We start from the raw sequence: 19,123 nt of genomic DNA, 5'->3' as shown, positions 1-19,123 counted from the left end.
GCGTCAGAGGAGCGGAAGCGATGAAAGGTATTATTCTGGCAGGCGGCTCAGGCACGCGTCTTCATCCCATTACGCGGGCGATTTCTAAACAGCTGCTGCCCGTGTACGACAAGCCGATGATCTACTATCCGCTATCGGTGCTGATGCTGGCGGGCATTCGCGATATTCTGCTCATCACCACGCCCGAGGATCGCGATCATTTTGTGCGCCTGCTGGGCGACGGCAGCGAATTCGGCATCCATCTCAGCTATGCGGTGCAGCCAAGCCCGGACGGTCTGGCTCAGGCGTTTATTATCGGCGAACGCTTTATCGACGGCGATCGCTGCTGTCTGGTATTGGGTGATAATCTCTATTTCGGTCAGGGCTTTAGCCCGAAGCTAAAAAAAGTCGCCGCCCGCGATCAGGGCGCGACGGTATTTGGCTATCAGGTGATGGATCCTGAACGTTTTGGCGTCGTGGAGTTCGACGATGCCTTTAACGCGCTCTCTATCGAAGAGAAACCCAGCGCGCCAAAATCGCGCTGGGCGGTAACGGGCCTCTATTTCTACGATAATCAGGTGGTCGAATTTGCAAAGCAGGTGAAACCTTCCGCGCGCGGCGAGCTGGAAATTACCGCCATCAATCAGATGTATCTGGCGCGCGGCCAGCTCTCCGTCGAGCTGCTAGGCCGCGGGTTCGCCTGGCTCGACACCGGCACGCACGACAGCCTGATCGAGGCCAGCACCTTTGTGCAGACGGTGGAAAAACGACAGGGTTTCAAAGTCGCCTGTCTGGAGGAGATCGCTTGGCGCAACGGCTGGCTGAGCGACGAGCAGCTGCGCGCCGCTGGCGAGGCGCTGGCGAAAACCGGCTACGGCCAGTATCTGCTGGATCTACTCTATGCCCGTCCGCGTCAGTATTAATCCGCTGGCGTGGGAAAGCGCCTTTTTCGGCTGTGCGACGGCGCGGCTCGATCTGGACGGTGACCTGCCGCTGGCCGAGGCGCTGCGCCATCCGGCCGATCTATGGCAGGTTAAAGTGCCCGCCGACCGGCTTGAGGCGATAGACGCTCTCTGTCAGCAGGGGTTTCAGCTGGCGGAAGGCGAAGCCGATCTGGCCATCAACATTAAACGCACCGAACGGCAGAGCGGCATCCGCATCGCCCGCGAGTCGCAAATCAGCGCGCTGCGCGCCGCCGCTGCGCAGATCTTCGTGCAGAGCCGCTTCCGGGCACCCTGGTTCGAGGCGGACGCCAGCGCGCGTTTTTACGCCCAGTGGATTGAAAACGCGGTGCGCGGCACCTTTGATCATCAGTGTCTGATCGCCAGCGATGAGGCGGGCGCGCTGCTCGGCTTTATCTCGCTGCGCGAGACGGAAGGCGAGGTGCGCGTTGGACTGCTGGGCGTACTGCCGCATGCGCAGGGCAATGGTGTCGGGCAGCGGCTGCTGCTGGCAGGCGCCGACTGGGGACGCGTCCGCCAGCTCGGCCGTCTGCGTGTCGCGACGCAGCTCAGCAACCTGTCGGCGATGCGACTCTATTTACGCAGCGGTGCCCGGCTGGAAAGCACCGCTTACTGGTTCTACAGGAAAGGTCATGATCCCATTTAACGCGCCGCCGGTTGTCGGCAGCGAACTTGAATATATGCAGTCGGCGATGGCCAGCGGCAAGCTGTGCGGCGACGGCGGCTTTACCCGACGCTGTCAGCAGTGGATGGAGCAGCGCTTCGGCAGCAAGAAAGTGCTGCTGACGCCGTCGTGCACCGCTTCGCTGGAGATGGCAGCGCTGCTGATTGATCTGCAGCCGGGTGATGAAGTGATTATGCCAAGCTATACCTTCGTCTCCACCGCCAACGCCTTCGTGCTGCGCGGCGCAACGATCGTCTTCGTGGATATTCGTCCGGATACGCTTAACATTGACGAAAGTAAAATCGAAGCGGCGATCACCGAGAAAACGCGCGCCATCGTGCCGGTACACTATGCGGGCGTGGCCTGCGAAATGGACGCCATTATGGCGCTGGCGGCGAAACATCAGCTCTGGGTCATTGAGGATGCGGCGCAGGGCGTGATGTCGCGCTACAAGGGGCGCGCGCTGGGCACTATCGGCCATGTCGGCTGCTTCAGCTTTCATGAAACCAAGAACTACACGGCGGGCGGTGAAGGCGGCGCGACCCTGATCAACGATGCGGCGCTGGTGGAGCGTGCCGAAATCATCCGCGAGAAGGGCACCAACCGCAGCCAGTTTTTCCGCGGCCAGGTGGATAAGTACACCTGGCGCGATATCGGCTCGAGCTATCTGATGGCGGATCTGCAGGCGGCCTATTTGTGGGCGCAGCTTGAAGCGGCCGACCGCATCAATCAGCAGCGTTTGCGCCTGTGGCAGCGCTATTACGACGCGCTGCAGCCGCTGGCGGCGCAAGGGCGTATTCAGCTGCCGTCGCTGCCCACCGACTGCGAGCACAATGCGCATATGTTCTATATCAAACTGCGCGACAGCAGCGACCGTCAGGCGCTGATTAGCTGGATGAAAGAGGCGGAGATCCTGACGGTTTTCCACTATATCCCGCTGCACAGCTCGCCCGCCGGCCAACAGTTTGGCCGCTTTCACGGCGAAGAGCGTTTCACCACCGCCGAGAGTGAGCGTCTGCTGCGCCTGCCGCTGTTTTATAACCTGACGGACAATAACCAGAATACGGTTATCAGTTCCCTGCTGAGCTTCTTCGCCTGATGTCGCTGGCAAAAGCGTCGGTGTGGACGGCATCGTCCACGCTGGTGAAAATCGCTGCTGGCCTGCTGGTGGTGAAGCTGCTGGCGGTAAGTTTTGGCCCGGAAGGGGTAGGGCAGGCGGGCAACTTTCGCCAGCTGATCTCCGTGCTCGGCGTGCTGGCGGGCGCAGGCATTTTTAATGGCGTTACCACCTACGTTGCGAAGTATCAGCATCAGCCGGAGCCGCTGCGCGCGCTACTGGGCACCGCATCGGCGATGGTGCTGGGCTTTTCTACGCTGCTGGCGCTGGTTTTCCTGCTGGCGGCCGGGCCCATCAGCCAGGCGCTGTTTGGCCATACGCGCTTTGCGAATGTGGTGCGCATCGTCGCTTTCCTGCAGTTCGGCATCGCCTGGGCCAACCTGGCGCTGGCGCTGCTGAAAGGCTATCGCGACGCGCGCGGCAACGCGCTGGCGCTGATCGTCGGCAGCCTTATAGGCGTCGCGGCCTATGTGCTCTGCTGGTGGACAGGCGGCTATGCGGGCGCGCTGGCGGGCTTTGCGCTGGTGCCTGCGCTGGTGGCTGTTCCAGCCTTCATTTTGCTGAAGACGCGCGTGCCAGCGCCACTCGGGTGGCTGAAGCCGCAGTGGCAGCCGGCACTGGCGCGCAGCCTGGCGAAATTCACCCTGATGGCGCTGATTACCTCGGTGACGCTGCCGGTCGCGTGGATAATGATGCGCAATCTGCTGGCGCAGCAGGACGGCTGGGCGCAGGTCGGCCTGTGGCAGGGCGTCACCAGCATCTCCGACGCCTGGCTGCAGTTTATCACCGCCACCTTCAGCGTCTGGCTGCTGCCGACGCTGGCGCGGCTGGAGCAGAAGCGCGATATCGCGCGTGAAATAGTGCGTGCGCTGCGCTTTGTCTTGCCTGCCGTGGCGGCGATCGGCTTTTGCGTCTGGCTACTGCGCGACGTCGCGATCTGGCTGCTCTTTTCACCCGCGTTTCACGCCATGCGCGATCTCTTCGTCTGGCAACTGTGCGGCGACGTGTTCAAGGTCGGCGCTTATGTTTTCGGTTATCTGGTGATTGCTAAGGCGTCGCTGCGCTTCTATATTCTGGCCGAAATGAGCCAGTTCGCGCTGCTGACGCTCTTTTCGCGCTGGCTTATTCCGCTGTCGGGCGTAACCGGCGCGGCGCAGGCCTATATGGCTACCTATCTCGTTTATTTCGCGCTCTGCTGCGGCGTTTTTATGATTTATTACCGAAGAAAATGACGTTAATCCACGTTCTGGGATCGGACATCCCCCATCACAATCAGACGGTGCTGCGCTTTTTCAACGAAGTGTTGAGCGTTGAGCTGCCTGCCGATCGGCCGCGCCGTTTTATGGTGGTGACGCAGCAGCCTGCCGCGCTCGCCGCTTTCCGCCATCTCGACATTGAGACCTTCGCGTCGAAAAAGGCGCTGGCGCAGGCGCTGACGGCGCGGGCGAAAACGCGCGAGCAGCGTTTTTTCTGCCACGGGCAGTTTAATCCTGGCATCTGGCTGGCGCTGCTGAGCAGTAAGATCCGCCCCAGCCAGATCTACTGGCACGTCTGGGGCGCCGATCTTTACGAAGCGTCGCGCAGCCTGAAGTTCCGTCTGTTCTATCTGCTGCGGCGCATCGCGCAGGGTCGCGTCGCCGGGGTGTTCGCCACCCGCGGCGATTTACACTACTATCAGCAGCGCCACCCGCGCGTACCGTCCCGGCTGCTCTATTTTCCGACGAAGATGCCTGCCGTCGCGCCGCAAAGCGCGCCGGATGCGCGCTTTACCGTGCTGCTGGGCAACTCTGGCGATGCCAGCAATCGCCATATCGACGGCCTCAAAGCGATTCGCGCGCAGTTTGGTGAAGAGACGCGCGTCGTGGTGCCGCTGGGCTATCCGCCTGACAATGACGCCTACATCAGCGAGGTGGCGAAAGCCGCCGCGACGTTGTTCCCCGATGGGCAGGTCGAGCTGTTGCGCAGCAATCTCGCCTTTGATGACTATTTAGCGCTGCTCGCCCGCTGCCATTTAGGCTATTTTATGTTCGAACGCCAGCAGGGCATCGGCACGCTCTGCCTGCTGATTCAGGCCAACGTGCCTTTCGTGCTGAACCGGCGCAATCCGTTCTGGCGCGATATCAGCGAGCAAGGGCTGCCGGTGCTGTTTAGCGGCGATGCGCTGGATCGCGCGAGCGTCGCGGAAGCGCGCCGACAGCTGGCGAGCTGCGATAAACAGGCCATCGCCTTTTTCGCCCCAGGCTATGTGGCGGGCTGGTGCGAGGCGCTGCGTCAATGTGAAAGGGAGTCTTTATGAACCTCATGCAGTTCAGCGGTCTGCTGGTGGTTTATCTGCTGTCGCTGGGTTTTATTTTGACCCTGACCTGGCGGGAGTTCAGGCGCGTGCGCTTTAATTTCCACCTCTTTTTTACGCTGCTGTTTTTACTGACATTCTATTTCGGTTTTCCGCTAACCAGCGTGCTGGCGTTCCGCTTTGACGTTGAGGTGGTGCCCTCGGAGTATCTGCTGCAAGCGCTGCTGTCGGCGACGGCGTTCTACGCCGTTTATTACGTCAGCTATAAGGTGCGGCTGCGTCCTGCGGCAGTGCCGCGCGCCAGGCCGTGGCTGCAGATGAACCGCGTCGAAACGCACCTGACCTGCATGCTGCTGGCGCTGGTCGCGATCGGCACGGTGACGGTCTTTTTCCTGCACAACGGTTTTCTGCTGTTCCGTCTGACCGCCTATAACCAGATTTTCTCCAGCGAAGTCTCAGGCGTGGCGCTGAAGCGCTTTTTCTATTTCTTTATCCCGGCGATGCTGATCCTCTATTTTCTGCGGCCGACGCAGCGCAACTGGCTGCTGTTTCTGGTGGTCACAGTGGCGTTCGGCCTGCTGACCTACGCGCTGGTGGGCGGCACGCGCGCCAATATTATTATCGCGTTCGCCCTCTTCCTGTTTATCGGCATTACGCGCGGCTGGATCAGCCTGTGGATGCTGGCGGCGGCGGGCGTGCTGGCGATAGGCGGCATGTTCTGGCTGGCGCTGCGGCGCTATAACCTCAACGTGTTTGGCGAAGAGGCGGTTTACACTTTTCTCTATCTGACGCGCGACACCTTTTCGCCGTGGGAGAATCTGGCCCTGCTGCTGGAGAATTACTCAAAGATTGAGTTTCAGGGGCTGGCGCCCATCTGGCGCGACTTTTATGTCTATATTCCCGGCTGGCTGTGGCCGGGCAGGCCGCCGATGGTGCTTAACAGCGCTAACTACTTTACCTGGGAAGTGCTGAATAACCATTCCGGCCTGGCGATTTCGCCTACGCTGCTGGGTTCGCTGGTGGTGATGGGCGGCATCGGGTTTATCCTGCCGGGCGCGGTGGCGGTCGGGTTGATTATCAAAGGTTTCGATACGCTCTATTTGCGCGGGCGCGACGCCGACAATCGCTATAGCGGCGCGATCATGCAGAGTTTCTGCTTTGGCGCGGTGTTTAATATGATTGTGCTGGCGCGCGAAGGGCTGGACGCGTTCGGCTCGCGCGTGGTTTTTTTCGCGTTGATTTTTCTGGCCTGCCTCGGCGTGGCGAAGATGCTTTACTGGCTGCTGGATCGCGCCGGGCTGATTCGACGTCGCGGCAGCCAGGCGGTACACAGCCTCACTTAACGCCTCTGGCATAACAGGAAGATAGAACTCAACCATGACAAGGTTACCGGAAGCGCCGCAGTATGAGATTCGCGGCGTGTCGCTGTATGGTTTCGACAGTATGTCCGCCTTTGTGGATTTTCTGCTGCCGGGCGAGACGGCGCGCAGCGGAACGCTAGTGGCGCTCAATGCCGAGAAGATGCTGACGGCGGAGCACGACGAGGCGCTGCGCGCGCTGTTGCAGGAGGCGGAATTCAAATACCCCGACGGCATCAGCATCGTGCGCTCCATTCGTAAAAAGTATCCCCAGGCCGAGGTGCAGCGTATTGCGGGCGCCGACTTATGGGAGGCGTTAATGGAGCGCGCCGGACGGCAGAGCACGCCGGTGTTTTTAATCGGCGGACGTCAGACGGTGCTGGATGAAACCTGCGATAAGCTGCGTCGGCAGTGGAATGTGAATATCGTCGGCGCGCAGGACGGCTATTTCGCGCCTGCCGACCGCGATGCGCTTTTTACCCGCGTCGCCGCCAGCGGGGCGCGTATCGTGACCGTTGCGCTGGGCTCGCCGCGCCAGGAGCTGTTAATGCGCGACTGTCGCGCGCGCTGGCCGCACGCGCTCTATATGGGCGTAGGCGGCACCTATGACGTGTTTACCGGCCACGTGAAGCGCGCGCCGAAGATTTGGCAGCGTCTGGGGCTGGAATGGCTCTATCGTTTGATTCGACAGCCCAGCCGGCTGCGTCGCCAGCTAAAGTTGCTTAAATATTTGCGCTATCACTGGCGCGGCGATCTCTGATATTACTGATTACTGCGGCCTTTTTTCGCTGCATAAACAGCCAGAGTGCTGCATTACTCGACGAAATGCACAAAGCGTAATCAAACGCGTTTTTTTATTAAAAAAGCACTGGACAGCATCACCCCAAGTCCGTAGTATGCCCATCCGCAACGGCGCTACGCGCCCGTAGCTCAGCTGGATAGAGCGCTGCCCTCCGGAGGCAGAGGTCTCAGGTTCGAATCCTGTCGGGCGCGCCATTTAGTTTGTGCGCAGGAGCTGCGGTGGTTACATTACCGCGTTAGTAAAGAGTTACATGGTGTAGGTCGGTGGCTTGCAACATAACGAATTGTGGTGGCTATAGCTCAGTTGGTAGAGCCCTGGATTGTGATTCCAGTTGTCGTGGGTTCGAGTCCCATTAGCCACCCCAGATTTTGCTGGGATACGCGAAGGTGGCGGAATTGGTAGACGCGCTAGCTTCAGGTGTTAGTGTCTTAACGGACGTGAGGGTTCAAGTCCCTCTCTTCGCACCAGGCAAAACAAAACAATAAAAATTATCGGCGAGTAGCGCAGCTTGGTAGCGCAACTGGTTTGGGACCAGTGGGTCGGAGGTTCGAATCCTCTCTCGCCGACCATTTTATAAACCTGCTTGAAAAAGCAGGTTTTTTTTCGTCTGCAGGAAATAAGCATCGTTAAAAAAGCCGGCACTGTGGATTTGAGTGCTCACGCAGATGGCATGGACGGATCGCAACGTCGCTGTACGCATCCCTGCGCGCTCGGCCCGCGCGAGTACGCACCTCATCCCTGAGGTGCGCCCGTAAACGGGCCAACGCTACGCGCTGTTTAAAAACGCTCCCGGCGTTTTTGTCTCTGTCGCGGGACGCTTTGCTCTTCCATCCATGCCATCCGCGTTTCATCTAATGAGCTGCCTGTCTGAATAGCTGAGCAGGCTCTATCCCTGTCGATAGGCGCTTTACGTTACTCACTTTTAAACATCATCGCCTGTGTGGAATTGACACAGATAAGGATTGTCTCTATCTGGAGACTATTAAGTAGTTGATTTTAAATGAATTAATGATAGTGATCTTTCATCGTCTCTAAAAAGAGACAGCAAGCGGGCCGGTTGTCGTCTAAGGCAGACAAGACCGGCGCGCCAGAGGATGGCGTAATAATCTATCCTTATGAAAATAAAGAATTTAATCTATTTTCTGCAGCCTGGCACGCTCTGTGCAATACTTAGCGCGTAGATGCTCATTCCACCTCTTATGTCTGCTGATGCTGCATAAACCTGGGAATGACGCAGAGCCACTTTTGGGTATCCGTTGTCTGCCTGCCTGTATCGCTCACGCCTTACAGGATTAACAGACACACCGTTGAGTCGGATACCTCAGGGTTGTCTTACCGACCTGATCTTATACCTGCCTCTGGCAGGTATTTTTTTGTCCTGAAAACAGGTAAAAAAAAGCCGGGCAAGCCCGGCGTAAACAAGTAACAACAACATTAAGCATTCGGGTTGTTTTTCAGCGTCAGCAGTAAGCCCTCACGGCGCATTTTCGCTGCCTCTTCCGGACGATGCATACGGTCGTAAGCATCCGCCAGCCACGCATAGTCGAATGCATCGGGACGCTGCGCCAGCGCCTGCTGGAACGCTTCGACGGCCTGCTGCCATTCGCCATGGCGCATCAGCAACTGCCCCAGCGTGCTGTGCAGCAGTGGCGTCGCGCCATGCTGCTTGATCTGCTGGCGCAGCGCTTTCTCCAGCGCTTCCGGGTTGCTGCTTTTGATGCGCGGCATCAGCAGCACCAGACGATCGTCATAGTGGCGTTTCAGCCCTTCCAGCACGATATCCTGCGCGGTCTGATGATCGTCGCACTCAATCAGGTGGTCTGCCATCGCGACCTGCAGCGCCGTTTGCTGACGCGTTTTACGGCTCAGGTTTGACCACCAGCGCTTCAGGCCGTCGCTGCCCTGATCGGCCATCGCCTGATTCATCAGGCCCAGCCACGCCTGCTGCTGCAGACGGGCGCGATGCTCTTCATCGCCTACCTGCGATTTTTCCATTGCTGGCAGAATATCAATCAGCGAACTCCAAGCGCCGGTGCGCACGTAAGCCTGCTCCGCCAGGCGCAGCACTTCCGGATGGCGCGGCGCAACCTCCAGCAAGCGGTCAATGCCGTGACGCGCGGCGTGATCTTCATTGCGCGCCAGCAGAATGCGCGTGCGGGTGATCTCAACCGGAATCACGTCGTTGTCGGAGAGTTCGGCGGCGCGCTCCAGATGCTGGTTGGCGCGGATCTCATCGCCGCGCTGCTGCGCCGCTTCGGCGGCCAGCAGATAGTTGGCCACCGGCACGTCAGCGTGATCGGCATCTTTCGACAGCAGCTTCTCTACCTGGCGGTGATCGCCTTCAGCCAGCTTCATCAGCGCAGTCTGGGTGTGACGCTGCGCGCGACGGCGTTTACGGCCGGTAAACCAGCCGCGGGTACGGGCGCCGGTGCGAAACAGACGACGCAGCAGCCATTCGACGCCGAGAATAATCAGCAGGCTAACGATCAGAATGATCGCAAGACCGGTGACGCTGGTTTCGATATTCCAGTTATCGGTCTGAATCAGCACGTAGCCCTGATGGCCGGCAATCATCGGACCGACCACAATACCGGCGATCAGCAGGATAAACAGGATAAATACCTTAAGCATGCGCTTAGCCCCCTTGCTGGTCAGCGGCAACGGAAGGCTGCGCAATCAGGGTGCGCACGCGCGTCTGCATCAGCTTATCGATAAGCGGCTGGCTTTCCAGGCTGTCCGGCAGATTCATATTGATGCTCTGCTGGCTCAGTTCATCCAGCTGCGCCAGGAAGGCTTTGGTTGCAGGATCGTTGGTGTCATACCAGGCGCGCACCCAGCTAGACACGGTGTCGATAGACTGCTTATAAATTTCGTCCTGATGACGCGGCACCGCCTGCGCGGCGATCAGCAGACGCGAGCGGATGTTCTCGCGCAGGTAAACGTCCTGGTTCGGCGCCAGCAGCGGCTGCGCCGTATTGTCGCGGCGGCGGATGGTAATGAAGTCATCCATAAAGTTATGCCAGCTTTTCACCAGGTTCTGACGCCATTCGCGCAGCGAAGAGGTCAGCTCGCCACCGTCGCTGTCCATCGGCGCGTCGTCGCTGTCGTTATCCGCCAGACGCAGGTTATCGACGCCGTTAGAGAGCTGGTTGAGCTTCAGAATAATGCCGTCGTAATCAATTTGATTGATGGAAGAAAGGGTGCTGATATCCTGCGTGAGCGCGCGACGCACGCTGGTGACGCTGGGATCGTTCATATCCGCCAGGCTGGCGTCGGCGCTTTTCAGCAGCGCTGCCGCCGTGGTGACGTCCTGATCGCTCCAGAGCTTGCGGCCCGCCAGTTTCACCAGGTAGTCAGCCTGCGATACCAGCCAGGCATTTACGTCACTGCTGGAAATGGTCGCGACTTTTTCACGCAGGGCTTCCAGCTCTTTCGCCGTGGCGGCCTGCTGGGTACGCGCGTCATTCAGGGCGCTTTGCGCGCTGCTGAGCTGCTGAGTCAGCTGCTGTTTGTCGCTGCCCGCTTGCTGCTGCAAGGCGTTCAGCTTGTCGCTCAGACTCTGATTCGCCTGCGCCTGAAGTTCAGCCTGATGTTTCCCGTTAAGGTATAAACCCGCGCCGGTCGCAAGGGCGATGACAATTGCCACCGCGCCCAGCACCATGCCGCCGCTCTTTTTGTCGCGCGGCGGTTGCGGATGAGAAGAGGGCGAAGTGTCTGCCGCTGGCGTAGTCTCTTCAACCGTGGCGGAGGTCGCTTTTTGTTCCGTCATCTGTGGCACATCCCATGATTAAGTTCAGCGTAACGCGCGCAGCAGCGCGTCGTTATCGGCACCATCAGCTACCTGAATATCCTGCCAGCCCAGTTCTCCGGCAAGCGTAGCCAAACGTTCACTGACGACAACCAGTCGACAGCGCAATAACCATTCCTCGCGATCGATCGCGGGGAACAGAGAAAACAGCTGTTGTAACATTTCACCGCTGCTGACCACCAGCGTTGTGATGCCGCGGTTGCGCCAGCGTCGACCTTCAACTGGGCCGTCGTAGCGCTTCTGGCAGCGCTGATAGCACTGGCTAAATGAGACCTCTGCACCGCGAGCGGTCAGCGTTTCCGCCAGCAGTTCCCGTCCCGGATTTCCACGTAAAATCAGCGCTTTCTTACCGGATACGCGCTGTAGCGCTGCCAGGCTTATCAGCGCTTCACTGGTCTCCTGCGCGTGCGGATAATCGACGTGGCGACCGCTGGCGGTATGAAACGCCAGCGCGGTGCTGCGACCAATTGCATAATAGTCTACGTCCGCAGGCCACGCTGTGTGATGACGGGCTAGCGCAGGCTGCGCGAAGTGGATCACCTGCTGAGAAAGCAGGAAAACCAGGTCGCCCGCGCGTAGTGTGGCAAGCTGCTGCGGCAGACGATCGAGGTCGCTGCCCGGCGCAAACTCGATCAGCGGCAGGCTCCAGGCCTGACGGCCAAGGCCGCGCAGGCGAGTCACCAGCGCGCTGGCGGCAGGTTCCGGGCGAGTGACCAGGATAGTCATACCGGCGGCTGCCCCTGGTAGACCTCACGCAGAATGTCGCGCGCGCCCTTGCCGAGTAGCTCTTCGGCGAGAGAAATGCCCATCGCTTCCGCCTCGGCGCGCGGGCCGCGACGTTCGCCGCGCACCATCACGCTGCCGTCCGGCGCGCCGACCAGGCCACGCAGCCACAGTTGGTCACCTTCCAGCAGCGCGAAGCTGCCGATTGGCACCTGGCAGCCGCCTTCCAGCCGGGTGTTCATCGCGCGCTCGGCTTTAACGCAGACGGCGGTATCGTCGTGGTTGAGCGCCTGGAGAAGATGAATCAGTTCGCTGTCGTCGAGACGGCATTCGATGCCAACCGCACCCTGGCCGACGGCGGGCAGCGAGATTTCCGCCGGCAGCGGCTGACGAATGCGCGACTCCAGCTCCAGACGCTTCAGCCCGGCGGTCGCCAGAATAATAGCGTCATACTCGCCGGCATCGAGTTTCGACAGACGCGTGCCGACGTTGCCGCGCAGCGAGCGGATCACCAGATCCGGACGGCGTTCGCTAATCTGGCTCTGACGGCGCAGGCTGGAGGTGCCAACCACCGCGCCCTGCGGCAGCGCGTCAAGCGAGTCGTAGTGGTTTGAGACAAAGGCGTCGCGCGGATCTTCGCGCTCGCAAATCGTGACCAGCCCTAATCCTTCGGGGAAGGCGACCGGTACATCTTTCATTGAATGGACCGCGAGATCGGCGCGATCTTCCAGCATCGCCAGCTCAAGCTCTTTGACAAAGAGTCCTTTACCGCCGACTTTCGCCAGCGGCGTGTCGAGGATGACGTCGCCTTTGGTAACCATAGGCACCAGCTCTACACGCAGGCCCGGATGCGCGGCCATCAGGCGTTGCTGGACATAATGTGCCTGCCAGAGTGCGAGAGGACTTTGTCTTGTAGCAATTCTGAAAATTTTGTCTAACATGCTGTTAACCATTTTGATCGTTCACTGAATATCCTATCATTGTCGGCTGATGGCTGACAGTTTCAACGGATTATTTGACCGGGCTGGCGGTGAGATTGGTCGGTAAAAAGGAGACAGAGCGGGCACCGATGTCCGAAAGCGCAGGAAGCGAACAGGAACGTGCTAAACTGTTAAGTAGCGCAACTTTCTTTACGGTCAATCTGCCAGGTGTTAGATTGATCACGTTTCCAGCAATAATTCGTCCAACTTTTTTTGATTATAAAGCGGCGGATTGAGGAAACAGGTTGCTTAATCACTGGAACAATCAGGCGAAACGTCTTGTACCTCTACATTGAGACACTGAAACAGAGACTGGATGCCATTAATCAGCTGCGTGTCGATCGTGCGCTGGCTGCGATGGGACCTGCTTTCCAGCACGTATACAGTCTGCTGCCGACCTTATTACATTATCATCATCCGCTGATGCCGGGTTACTTCGACGGTAACGTTCCCCGCGGCATCAGCTTCTTCACGCCTGAAGAAAACCAGCTTCTGCTGATGCGTGAACTGGCGGGCAGCCGCGAGCTGACGCTGGACGTATCGCCCACTGGCGAAATGCCGATTACCGGCATCTACTCCATGGGCAGCACCTCATCGGTTGGGCAGAACAGCGTCTCCGACCTGGACATCTGGGTCTGCCATCAGTCCTGGCTGGATAACGAAGAGCGCCTCAATCTGCAGCGCAAATGCACGCTGTTGCAGAAGTGGTGCGTATCGATGGGCGTAGAGGTCAGCTTCTTCCTGATTGATGAAAACCGCTTCCGCCATAACGAAAGCGGCAGTCTCGGCGGAGAAGACTGCGGCTCGACGCAGCATATTTTGCTGCTGGACGAATTCTACCGTACCGCCGTGCGCATGGCGGGCAAACGCATCCTGTGGAATATGGTGCCGTGCGAGGAAGAACATCACTACGACGACTATGTGATGTCGCTCTACGCGCAGGGCGTACTGACGCCTAACGAGTGGCTCGATCTCGGCGGACTAGGCACGCTGTCGGCGGAAGAGTATTTCGGCGCCAGCCTGTGGCAGCTCTATAAAAGTATCGACTCGCCCTATAAAGCGGTGCTGAAAACCCTGCTGCTGGAAGCCTACAGCTGGGAGTATCCCAATACCCAACTGCTGGCGATGGATATCAAACAGCGCCTGCACGATGGCGAAATCGTCAGCTTCGGCCTCGATCCCTACTGCATGATGCTGGAGCGCGTGACGCACTACCTGACCAGCGTGGACGATCGGCCGCGCCTCGACCTGGTGCGCCGCTGCTTCTACCTGAAAGTGTGCGAAAAGCTGAGCGCCGACGAAACCAGCAGCCGCTCGGGCTGGCGACGCGAAATCCTGTCGCAGCTGGTGAAAGAGTGGGGCTGGGACGAGGAAAAACTGGCGATTCTTGACAACCGCAGCGGCTGGAAAATCGAGCGCGTACGCGAGGCGCATAACGAACTGCTGGATGCGATGATGCAGAGCTATCGCAACCTGATCCGCTTTGCCCGCCGCAACAATTTAAGCGTCAGCGCGAGTCCGCAGGATATCGGCGTGCTGACGCGTAAACTGTACGCTGCGTTTGAAGCGCTGCCGGGCAAGGTCACGCTGGTCAACCCGCAGATTTCGCCCGACCTTTCGGAAGAGAATCTGACCTTTATTCATGTGCCGGCGGGACGCGCCAACCGTTCAGGCTGGTATCTCTATAACCAGGCGCCGGATATGAGCTCGATCATCAGCCATCAGCCGCTGGAATATAACCGCTATCTGAATAAGCTGGTGGCCTGGGCCTGGTTCAACGGCCTGTTGACCAGCAGAACGCGCCTGCATATCAAAGGCAATGAGATCTGCGATCTGGCGCGCCTGCAGGAGCTGGTAAACGACGTTTCGTCGCACTTTCCGCTGCGTCTGCCTGCGCCGACGCCGAAAGCGCTCTACAGCCCGTGCGAAATCCGTCATCTGGCAATTATCGTCAACCTCGAGCACGACCCGACCTCCGCTTTCCGCAATCAGGTGGTGCACTTCGATTTCCGCAAGCTTGACGTTTTTAGCTTCGGCCAGCAGCAGCAGTGCCTGATCGGCAGCATTGATCTGCTCTATCGCAACTCGTGGAACGAAGTGCGCACGCTGCACTTCAGCGGTGAGCAGGCGATGATCGAGGCGTTGAAAACCATTCTGGGCAAAATGCATCAGGACGCTTCGCCGCCGGACACGGTGGAAGTCTTCTGTTACAGCCAGCATCTGCGCGGACTGATCCGCACGCGCGTTCAGCAGCTGGTCTCCGAATGCATTGAGCTGCGCCTCTCCAGCACGCGTCAGGAGCCGGGCCGTTTTAAAGCGCTGCGCATGGCGGGCCAGACGTGGGGACTTTTCTTCGAGCGCATGAGCGTGTCGGTGCAGAAGCTGGAAAACGCGGTGGAGTTCTACGGCGCGATCTCCAACAACAAGCTGCATGGCCTGTCGATCAAAGTAGAATCGAACCAGACGCCGCTGCCGCCGGTAGTGAATGGCTACGCCAGCGAAGGGATCATTCAGTTCTTCTTCGAAGACACCACCGACGAGCAGGGTTTCAACATCTATATCCTGGATGAAACTAACCGCGTCGAGGTCTATCACCACTGCGAAGGCAGCAAAGAGGAGCTGGTGCGCGACGTCAGCCGCTTTTACTCCTCTTCACACGATCGCTTTACCTACGGCTCCAGCTTTATCAATTTCAACCTGCCGCAGTTCTACCAGATCGTCAATACCGGCGACCGCTTCCAGGTGATCCCGTTCCGCAGCCAGACGCTGGCCCAGCTTTGCGCCACGCAGCCGGATAACGACAACGGCGACTACCAGCCGCGCTACCAGGCGCACTGACGCCGCGCTCCCCGCGCGGCCCTTTCCTTAGAACGCCGTCGCGCGCACGCGAATTGCGGGGATTTCCTGTTGCTTTTCCATCTTCAACTGCGATGATAAGCAACCAGGTTAAGGACAAAAGAGCAGAAGAGATGAAGAGAGTAAAAAGCCTGTTGGCAATGGCGCTGGCGCTGACGAGCCTGGCAGGCTGTGGACTAAAAGGACCGCTTTACTTCCCGCCCGCTGACCAGCCAAAAACGCAAACTCCCCAGCAAGCTGAGCAGCAGAAAAACCAGCAGCAACAGCGTGCGGCTCAGGCAGACACGAATGGACTGGTGAGCGGCGGCAACGCCAGCATGTCAGCAGAATAATTGTAATGGCGCACCCGGCGGAGCAAAAAATGCAGTTCTCCAAAATGCACGGACTCGGCAACGATTTCATGGTTGTGGATGCCGTGACGCAAAACGTCTTTTTCTCGCCGGAGCTGATTCGCCGGCTGGCGGATCGCCATCTGGGGATCGGTTTCGATCAGCTGCTGATCGTCGAGCCGCCTTACGATCCCGATCTCGATTTCCACTATCGTATCTTCAATGCCGACGGCAGCGAAGTGGCGCAGTGCGGCAACGGCGCGCGCTGCTTCGCCCGCTTCGTCAGGCTGAAAGGACTGACCAACAAAAGCGAAATCCGCGTCAGCACGCAAACCGGACGCATGGTATTGAGCGTGACGCCGGACGAACTGGTGCGCGTCAATATGGGCGAGCCCAGTTTCGAGCCGCAGCAGGTGCCGTTCCGCGCGAATAAAGCGGAAAATCTCTATCTGCTGCGCGTCGCCGAACAGACCGTCATGTTTGGCGCGGTGTCGATGGGCAACCCGCACTGCGTGATCCAGGTCGACAGCGTGCAGACCGCCGCAGTCGAGACCCTCGGCCCGGCGCTGGAAAGCCATGAGCGCTTTCCTGAACGCGTCAACGTCGGCTTTATGGAAGTGGTATCGACGGAGCACATTCGCCTGCGCGTCTACGAGCGTGGCGCGGGCGAAACCCAGGCGTGCGGCAGCGGCGCATGCGCCGCCGTAGCCTGCGGCGTTCAGCAGGGTATTCTGGCGCCAAAGGTGCGCGTCGATCTGCCGGGCGGCACGCTGCACATCGCCTGGAAAGGAGCCGGTCAGCCGCTGTTTATGACCGGACCCGCCACACACGTTTACGATGGGTTTATTCATCTATGAAAAATATCGAAGAGCAGGCTGACAGCACGATCCTGCTGGACGATCAGGCCGTTAACGATTATCTGCAGCAAAATCCTGATTTCTTTATTCGCAACGCCCGTCAGGTCGAACAGATGGCGGTGCCGCATCCGGTGCGCGGCAGCGTGTCGCTGGTGGAGTGGCATATGGCGCGTCAGCGCAACCATATCCAGCGGCTGGAAGAGGAGATCACCCTGCTGATGGAGCAGGCCAGCGCCAACCATGAGCTGTTCGATCGGCTGCTGGCGCTGCAGGGGCATCTGGCGGCGGCCGATTCGCTGCAGGAGATGCTCAACCGCCTGCACCGCTGGGCGCGCGATCTGGGGCTGGCGGGCGCCAATCTGCGCCTTTTTGCCGACAAATGGCGGCTGGGCGCGCCTTCAGAATTTGTGCAGCTCAGCCTGGCGCGCCAGGCGTTTGAGCCGCTGCGCATCCAGCGCTTCGGCCAGCAGCACCATTTTCTTGGCAGCCTGAACGGCCCCGAACTGCTGCTGCTGCTGCCGCAGGCTAAAGCGATCGGCTCGGTCGCGATGTCGCTGATGGGCGAGCGCGGCGAGCTGGGTGTGCTGATTTTTAGCAGCCGTGACAGCCAGCACTATCAGGCCGGCATGGGCACGCTGCTGTTGCAGCACCTGGCGCAGATGATGCCGGGGCTGCTGTCGCGGTGGGTGGAACGCGCATGAGCGCGCTGCAGGCCGCCGTTGATGAATTCCTGCGCTACCTTAAGGTCGAGCGTCAGCTCAGCCCGCTGACGCAGGAAAACTATGCGCGCCAGCTGGCGACGCTGAGCGAGATGGCCGAAGAGATGAAGCTGGAGAGCTGGGCGCAGCTGGAGCCGGCGCAGGTGCGCAGCATGGCGTCGCGCAGCCGTCGCGCCGGATTAGGCGCCAGCAGCCTCGCGCTGCGTCTGTCAGCGCTGCGCAGCTTTCTCGACTGGCAGGTCAGCCAGGGCAAACTCTCCGCCAATCCCGCCAAAGGGATCACCACGCCGCGTAACGCGCGTCATCTGCCAAAGAATATCGACGTCGACGAAGTGAATCAGCTGCTGGAGATCGACCTTAACGATCCGCTGGCGGTGCGCGACCGCGCAATGCTGGAGGTGATGTACGGCGGCGGACTGCGCCTGTCGGAGCTGGTAAATATGGACTGCCGCCACGTCGACCTCGACGCGGGCGAGGTCTGGGTCGTGGGCAAAGGCAGCAAAGAGCGCCGCGTGCCGATTGGGCGCACCGCCGTCACCTGGCTGGAACAGTGGCTACCGCTGCGCGCCGCCTTTGGCAGCGAGGATGACGCGCTGTTTCTCTCCAGCCGTGGACGCCGCATTTCAACGCGCAACGTGCAAAAGCGCTTCGCCGAATGGGGCGTGAAGCAGGGCGTCGCCAGCCATATTCATCCGCACAAGCTGCGCCACTCTTTCGCCACGCATCTGCTGGAGTCGAGCGGCGATCTGCGCGCGGTGCAGGAGCTGCTGGGCCACGCCAATCTCTCGACCACCCAGATCTATACCCATCTCGACTTCCAGCATCTGGCAACGGTGTATGACGCTGCGCATCCCCGCGCCAAACGAGGAAAGAACGAATGAAGTTTTACCGTCCGCTACGCGCCGTGAAGGCGATGACTTTCGATCTCGACGATACGCTTTACGACAACTATCCGGTGATCCGCAAAACCACCGCCGAATCGCATGCGGCGCTGCAGGCTTATCATCCGTCGCTGCGCGAATTTACGCCGCTCGATTACCAACGGCTGCGCGACGAGCTGCTGGCGCGCGAGCCTGATATTTATCACGACGTATCGGAGTGGCGTCGTCGCTCGGTCGAGCTGGCGCTGCTGAACGCCGGGCTCTCCGCGCAGGAAGCAGCGGCGGGTGCAGACGACATCATGGGCGTCTTTCACCACTGGCGCAGTCAGGTAGAGATGCCGGAAGAGACGCATCAGACACTGAAGGCGCTGGGCGAAAAAGTGCCGCTGGTGGCGATCACCAACGGCAACGCGCGCCCGGAGCAGCTCGGCATCGCCGACTATTTCCAGTTCGCGCTGCGCGCCGGGCCGGATGGCCGCGCGAAGCCTTATCAGGATATGTATCATCTCGCCGCGCAGCGGCTCGGCATCGCGCCGGAGCACATTCTGCACGTGGGCGATGACCTCACCACCGACGTGGCTGGCGCGCTGCGCTGCGGCATGCAGGCGTGCTGGATCAACCTGCGCGGCGGCAACCTGATGCAGGTGGCCGATGCGCGTCTGGTGCCGCACGTGGAAATTTCGCGATTGGCATCCCTGACCTCACTGTTATAATGGCTGTGGATTTATCCAGTCGTACCCTGAGTCATGCCGCTTGCTGCAAGCCGAATGATTCAGGGTTCGCTTTTTGTTTTCT

General features: G+C 59.6%; 17 protein-coding genes and 4 tRNA genes. 17 read left to right on the top strand and 4 right to left on the bottom strand.

Features of this window, described 5'->3' with window-relative positions:
• Positions 1-20: 20 nt before the first annotated feature.
• From rfbA to Q9R34_RS09970, 11 genes are all read left to right on the top strand, one after another.
• Entirely contained in the window at positions 21-902 is an 882-nt protein-coding gene (gene rfbA, locus Q9R34_RS10020) for a glucose-1-phosphate thymidylyltransferase RfbA (RefSeq protein WP_434126599.1), read from the top strand.
• Complete coding sequence (gene rffC / locus Q9R34_RS10015) at positions 880-1,587, top strand: dTDP-4-amino-4,6-dideoxy-D-galactose acyltransferase (RefSeq protein ID WP_434126598.1); 708 nt, start codon at positions 880-882, stop codon at positions 1,585-1,587. Before rfbA ends, rffC begins: the two co-directional genes overlap by 23 nt.
• Positions 1,574-2,704 (top strand): dTDP-4-amino-4,6-dideoxygalactose transaminase, encoded by a 1,131-nt coding sequence (gene rffA / locus Q9R34_RS10010; RefSeq protein WP_434126596.1) that lies wholly within the window; start codon positions 1,574-1,576, stop codon positions 2,702-2,704. Before rffC ends, rffA begins: the two co-directional genes overlap by 14 nt.
• Positions 2,704-3,954 carry a lipid III flippase WzxE gene (gene wzxE / locus Q9R34_RS10005; protein ID WP_485893378.1) on the top strand — a complete coding sequence of 417 codons (1,251 nt, stop codon included), beginning with the start codon at positions 2,704-2,706 and terminating at the stop codon, positions 3,952-3,954. Before rffA ends, wzxE begins: the two co-directional genes overlap by 1 nt.
• Entirely contained in the window at positions 3,951-5,018 is a 1,068-nt protein-coding gene (gene wecF, locus Q9R34_RS10000) for a TDP-N-acetylfucosamine:lipid II N-acetylfucosaminyltransferase (RefSeq protein ID WP_485893376.1), read from the top strand. The genes wzxE and wecF overlap by 4 nt, the downstream gene beginning before the upstream one ends.
• Positions 5,015-6,358, top strand: a complete 1,344-nt coding sequence (gene wzyE / locus Q9R34_RS09995; RefSeq protein ID WP_434126591.1) for an ECA oligosaccharide polymerase — start codon at positions 5,015-5,017, stop codon at positions 6,356-6,358. Before wecF ends, wzyE begins: the two co-directional genes overlap by 4 nt.
• Before the next feature lie 34 nt (positions 6,359-6,392).
• Positions 6,393-7,133, top strand: coding sequence for a lipopolysaccharide N-acetylmannosaminouronosyltransferase (wecG, locus tag Q9R34_RS09990; protein ID WP_485893373.1), 741 nt, complete (start codon positions 6,393-6,395; stop codon positions 7,131-7,133).
• A gap of 159 nt (positions 7,134-7,292) precedes the next feature.
• Positions 7,293-7,369: transfer RNA gene (locus Q9R34_RS09985), tRNA-Arg, on the top strand.
• Between the two features lie 94 nt (positions 7,370-7,463).
• Positions 7,464-7,539: transfer RNA gene (locus tag Q9R34_RS09980), tRNA-His, on the top strand.
• 16 nt (positions 7,540-7,555) lie between these two features.
• Positions 7,556-7,642 (top strand) — tRNA-Leu (locus tag Q9R34_RS09975).
• 25 nt (positions 7,643-7,667) lie between these two features.
• Positions 7,668-7,744: transfer RNA gene (locus tag Q9R34_RS09970), tRNA-Pro, on the top strand.
• Between the two features lie 865 nt (positions 7,745-8,609).
• On the opposite strand, the gene hemY is transcribed toward Q9R34_RS09970, so the two are convergent.
• Genes hemY through hemC form a run of 4 tightly spaced genes read right to left on the bottom strand, consistent with a single transcriptional unit; the run spans position 8,610 to position 12,647 of the window.
• The gene (hemY, locus tag Q9R34_RS09965; protein ID WP_485893372.1) at positions 8,610-9,806 is read right to left on the bottom strand and encodes a protoheme IX biogenesis protein HemY; all 1,197 of its coding nucleotides are present in this window, start codon (positions 9,804-9,806) and stop codon (positions 8,610-8,612) included.
• A gap of 4 nt (positions 9,807-9,810) precedes the next feature.
• The gene (gene hemX, locus Q9R34_RS09960; protein ID WP_485893370.1) at positions 9,811-10,944 is read right to left on the bottom strand and encodes a uroporphyrinogen-III C-methyltransferase; all 1,134 of its coding nucleotides are present in this window, start codon (positions 10,942-10,944) and stop codon (positions 9,811-9,813) included.
• A gap of 24 nt (positions 10,945-10,968) precedes the next feature.
• On the bottom strand, positions 10,969-11,709 hold the full coding sequence (hemD, locus tag Q9R34_RS09955; RefSeq protein WP_434126584.1) for a uroporphyrinogen-III synthase: 741 nt from the start codon (positions 11,707-11,709) through the stop codon (positions 10,969-10,971).
• Positions 11,706-12,647 carry a hydroxymethylbilane synthase gene (hemC, locus tag Q9R34_RS09950; protein WP_485893368.1) on the bottom strand — a complete coding sequence of 314 codons (942 nt, stop codon included), beginning with the start codon at positions 12,645-12,647 and terminating at the stop codon, positions 11,706-11,708. The genes hemD and hemC overlap by 4 nt, the downstream gene beginning before the upstream one ends.
• 318 nt (positions 12,648-12,965) lie before the next feature.
• Between hemC and Q9R34_RS09945 the strand changes: the two genes are divergently transcribed.
• The 6 genes from Q9R34_RS09945 to yigB all read left to right on the top strand — a co-directional run bounded on the left by Q9R34_RS09945 (position 12,966) and on the right by yigB (position 19,041).
• Complete coding sequence (locus tag Q9R34_RS09945; RefSeq protein WP_485893366.1) at positions 12,966-15,524, top strand: class I adenylate cyclase; 2,559 nt, start codon at positions 12,966-12,968, stop codon at positions 15,522-15,524.
• 131 nt (positions 15,525-15,655) lie between these two features.
• Positions 15,656-15,874, top strand: coding sequence for an LPS translocon maturation chaperone LptM (gene lptM, locus Q9R34_RS09940; protein ID WP_485893553.1), 219 nt, complete (start codon positions 15,656-15,658; stop codon positions 15,872-15,874).
• Between the two features lie 29 nt (positions 15,875-15,903).
• Positions 15,904-16,728 carry a diaminopimelate epimerase gene (gene dapF, locus Q9R34_RS09935; RefSeq protein ID WP_434126578.1) on the top strand — a complete coding sequence of 275 codons (825 nt, stop codon included), beginning with the start codon at positions 15,904-15,906 and terminating at the stop codon, positions 16,726-16,728.
• Entirely contained in the window at positions 16,725-17,429 is a 705-nt protein-coding gene (locus tag Q9R34_RS09930; protein ID WP_434126576.1) for a DUF484 domain-containing protein, read from the top strand. Before dapF ends, Q9R34_RS09930 begins: the two co-directional genes overlap by 4 nt.
• Positions 17,426-18,328, top strand: coding sequence for a tyrosine recombinase XerC (xerC, locus tag Q9R34_RS09925; protein ID WP_485893364.1), 903 nt, complete (start codon positions 17,426-17,428; stop codon positions 18,326-18,328). The genes Q9R34_RS09930 and xerC overlap by 4 nt, the downstream gene beginning before the upstream one ends.
• Complete coding sequence (yigB, locus tag Q9R34_RS09920) at positions 18,325-19,041, top strand: 5-amino-6-(5-phospho-D-ribitylamino)uracil phosphatase YigB (protein ID WP_434126574.1); 717 nt, start codon at positions 18,325-18,327, stop codon at positions 19,039-19,041. The genes xerC and yigB overlap by 4 nt, the downstream gene beginning before the upstream one ends.
• Positions 19,042-19,123 lie beyond the last annotated feature (82 nt).

It is taken from the genome of Enterobacter sp. BRE11, assembly GCF_031844285.1.
Lineage (GTDB): Bacteria > Pseudomonadota > Gammaproteobacteria > Enterobacterales > Enterobacteriaceae > Pantoea.
The sequence above is the reverse complement of the archived record's forward strand: the minus strand, read 5'-3'. Positions and strand labels throughout refer to the sequence as shown.

Bases quoted from the DNA above. Each gene is read 5' to 3' on its own strand.
- lptM (WP_485893553.1), top strand. From the start codon at position 15,656: ATGAAGAGAGTAAAAAGCCTGTTGGCAATGGCGCTGGCGCTGACGAGC.
- wzyE (WP_434126591.1), top strand. From the start codon at position 5,015: ATGAACCTCATGCAGTTCAGCGGTCTGCTGGTGGTTTATCTGCTGTCG.
- dapF (WP_434126578.1), top strand. From the start codon at position 15,904: ATGCAGTTCTCCAAAATGCACGGACTCGGCAACGATTTCATGGTTGTG.
- hemD (WP_434126584.1), bottom strand. From the start codon at position 11,709: ATGACTATCCTGGTCACTCGCCCGGAACCTGCCGCCAGCGCGCTGGTG.
- yigB (WP_434126574.1), top strand. From the start codon at position 18,325: ATGAAGTTTTACCGTCCGCTACGCGCCGTGAAGGCGATGACTTTCGAT.
- rffC (WP_434126598.1), top strand. From the start codon at position 880: ATGCCCGTCCGCGTCAGTATTAATCCGCTGGCGTGGGAAAGCGCCTTT.
- wecG (WP_485893373.1), top strand. From the start codon at position 6,393: ATGACAAGGTTACCGGAAGCGCCGCAGTATGAGATTCGCGGCGTGTCG.
- wecF (WP_485893376.1), top strand. From the start codon at position 3,951: ATGACGTTAATCCACGTTCTGGGATCGGACATCCCCCATCACAATCAG.
- xerC (WP_485893364.1), top strand. From the start codon at position 17,426: ATGAGCGCGCTGCAGGCCGCCGTTGATGAATTCCTGCGCTACCTTAAG.
- hemC (WP_485893368.1), bottom strand. From the start codon at position 12,647: ATGTTAGACAAAATTTTCAGAATTGCTACAAGACAAAGTCCTCTCGCA.
- hemY (WP_485893372.1), bottom strand. From the start codon at position 9,806: ATGCTTAAGGTATTTATCCTGTTTATCCTGCTGATCGCCGGTATTGTG.
- rfbA (WP_434126599.1), top strand. From the start codon at position 21: ATGAAAGGTATTATTCTGGCAGGCGGCTCAGGCACGCGTCTTCATCCC.
- hemX (WP_485893370.1), bottom strand. From the start codon at position 10,944: ATGACGGAACAAAAAGCGACCTCCGCCACGGTTGAAGAGACTACGCCA.
- rffA (WP_434126596.1), top strand. From the start codon at position 1,574: ATGATCCCATTTAACGCGCCGCCGGTTGTCGGCAGCGAACTTGAATAT.
- wzxE (WP_485893378.1), top strand. From the start codon at position 2,704: ATGTCGCTGGCAAAAGCGTCGGTGTGGACGGCATCGTCCACGCTGGTG.
- Q9R34_RS09930 (WP_434126576.1), top strand. From the start codon at position 16,725: ATGAAAAATATCGAAGAGCAGGCTGACAGCACGATCCTGCTGGACGAT.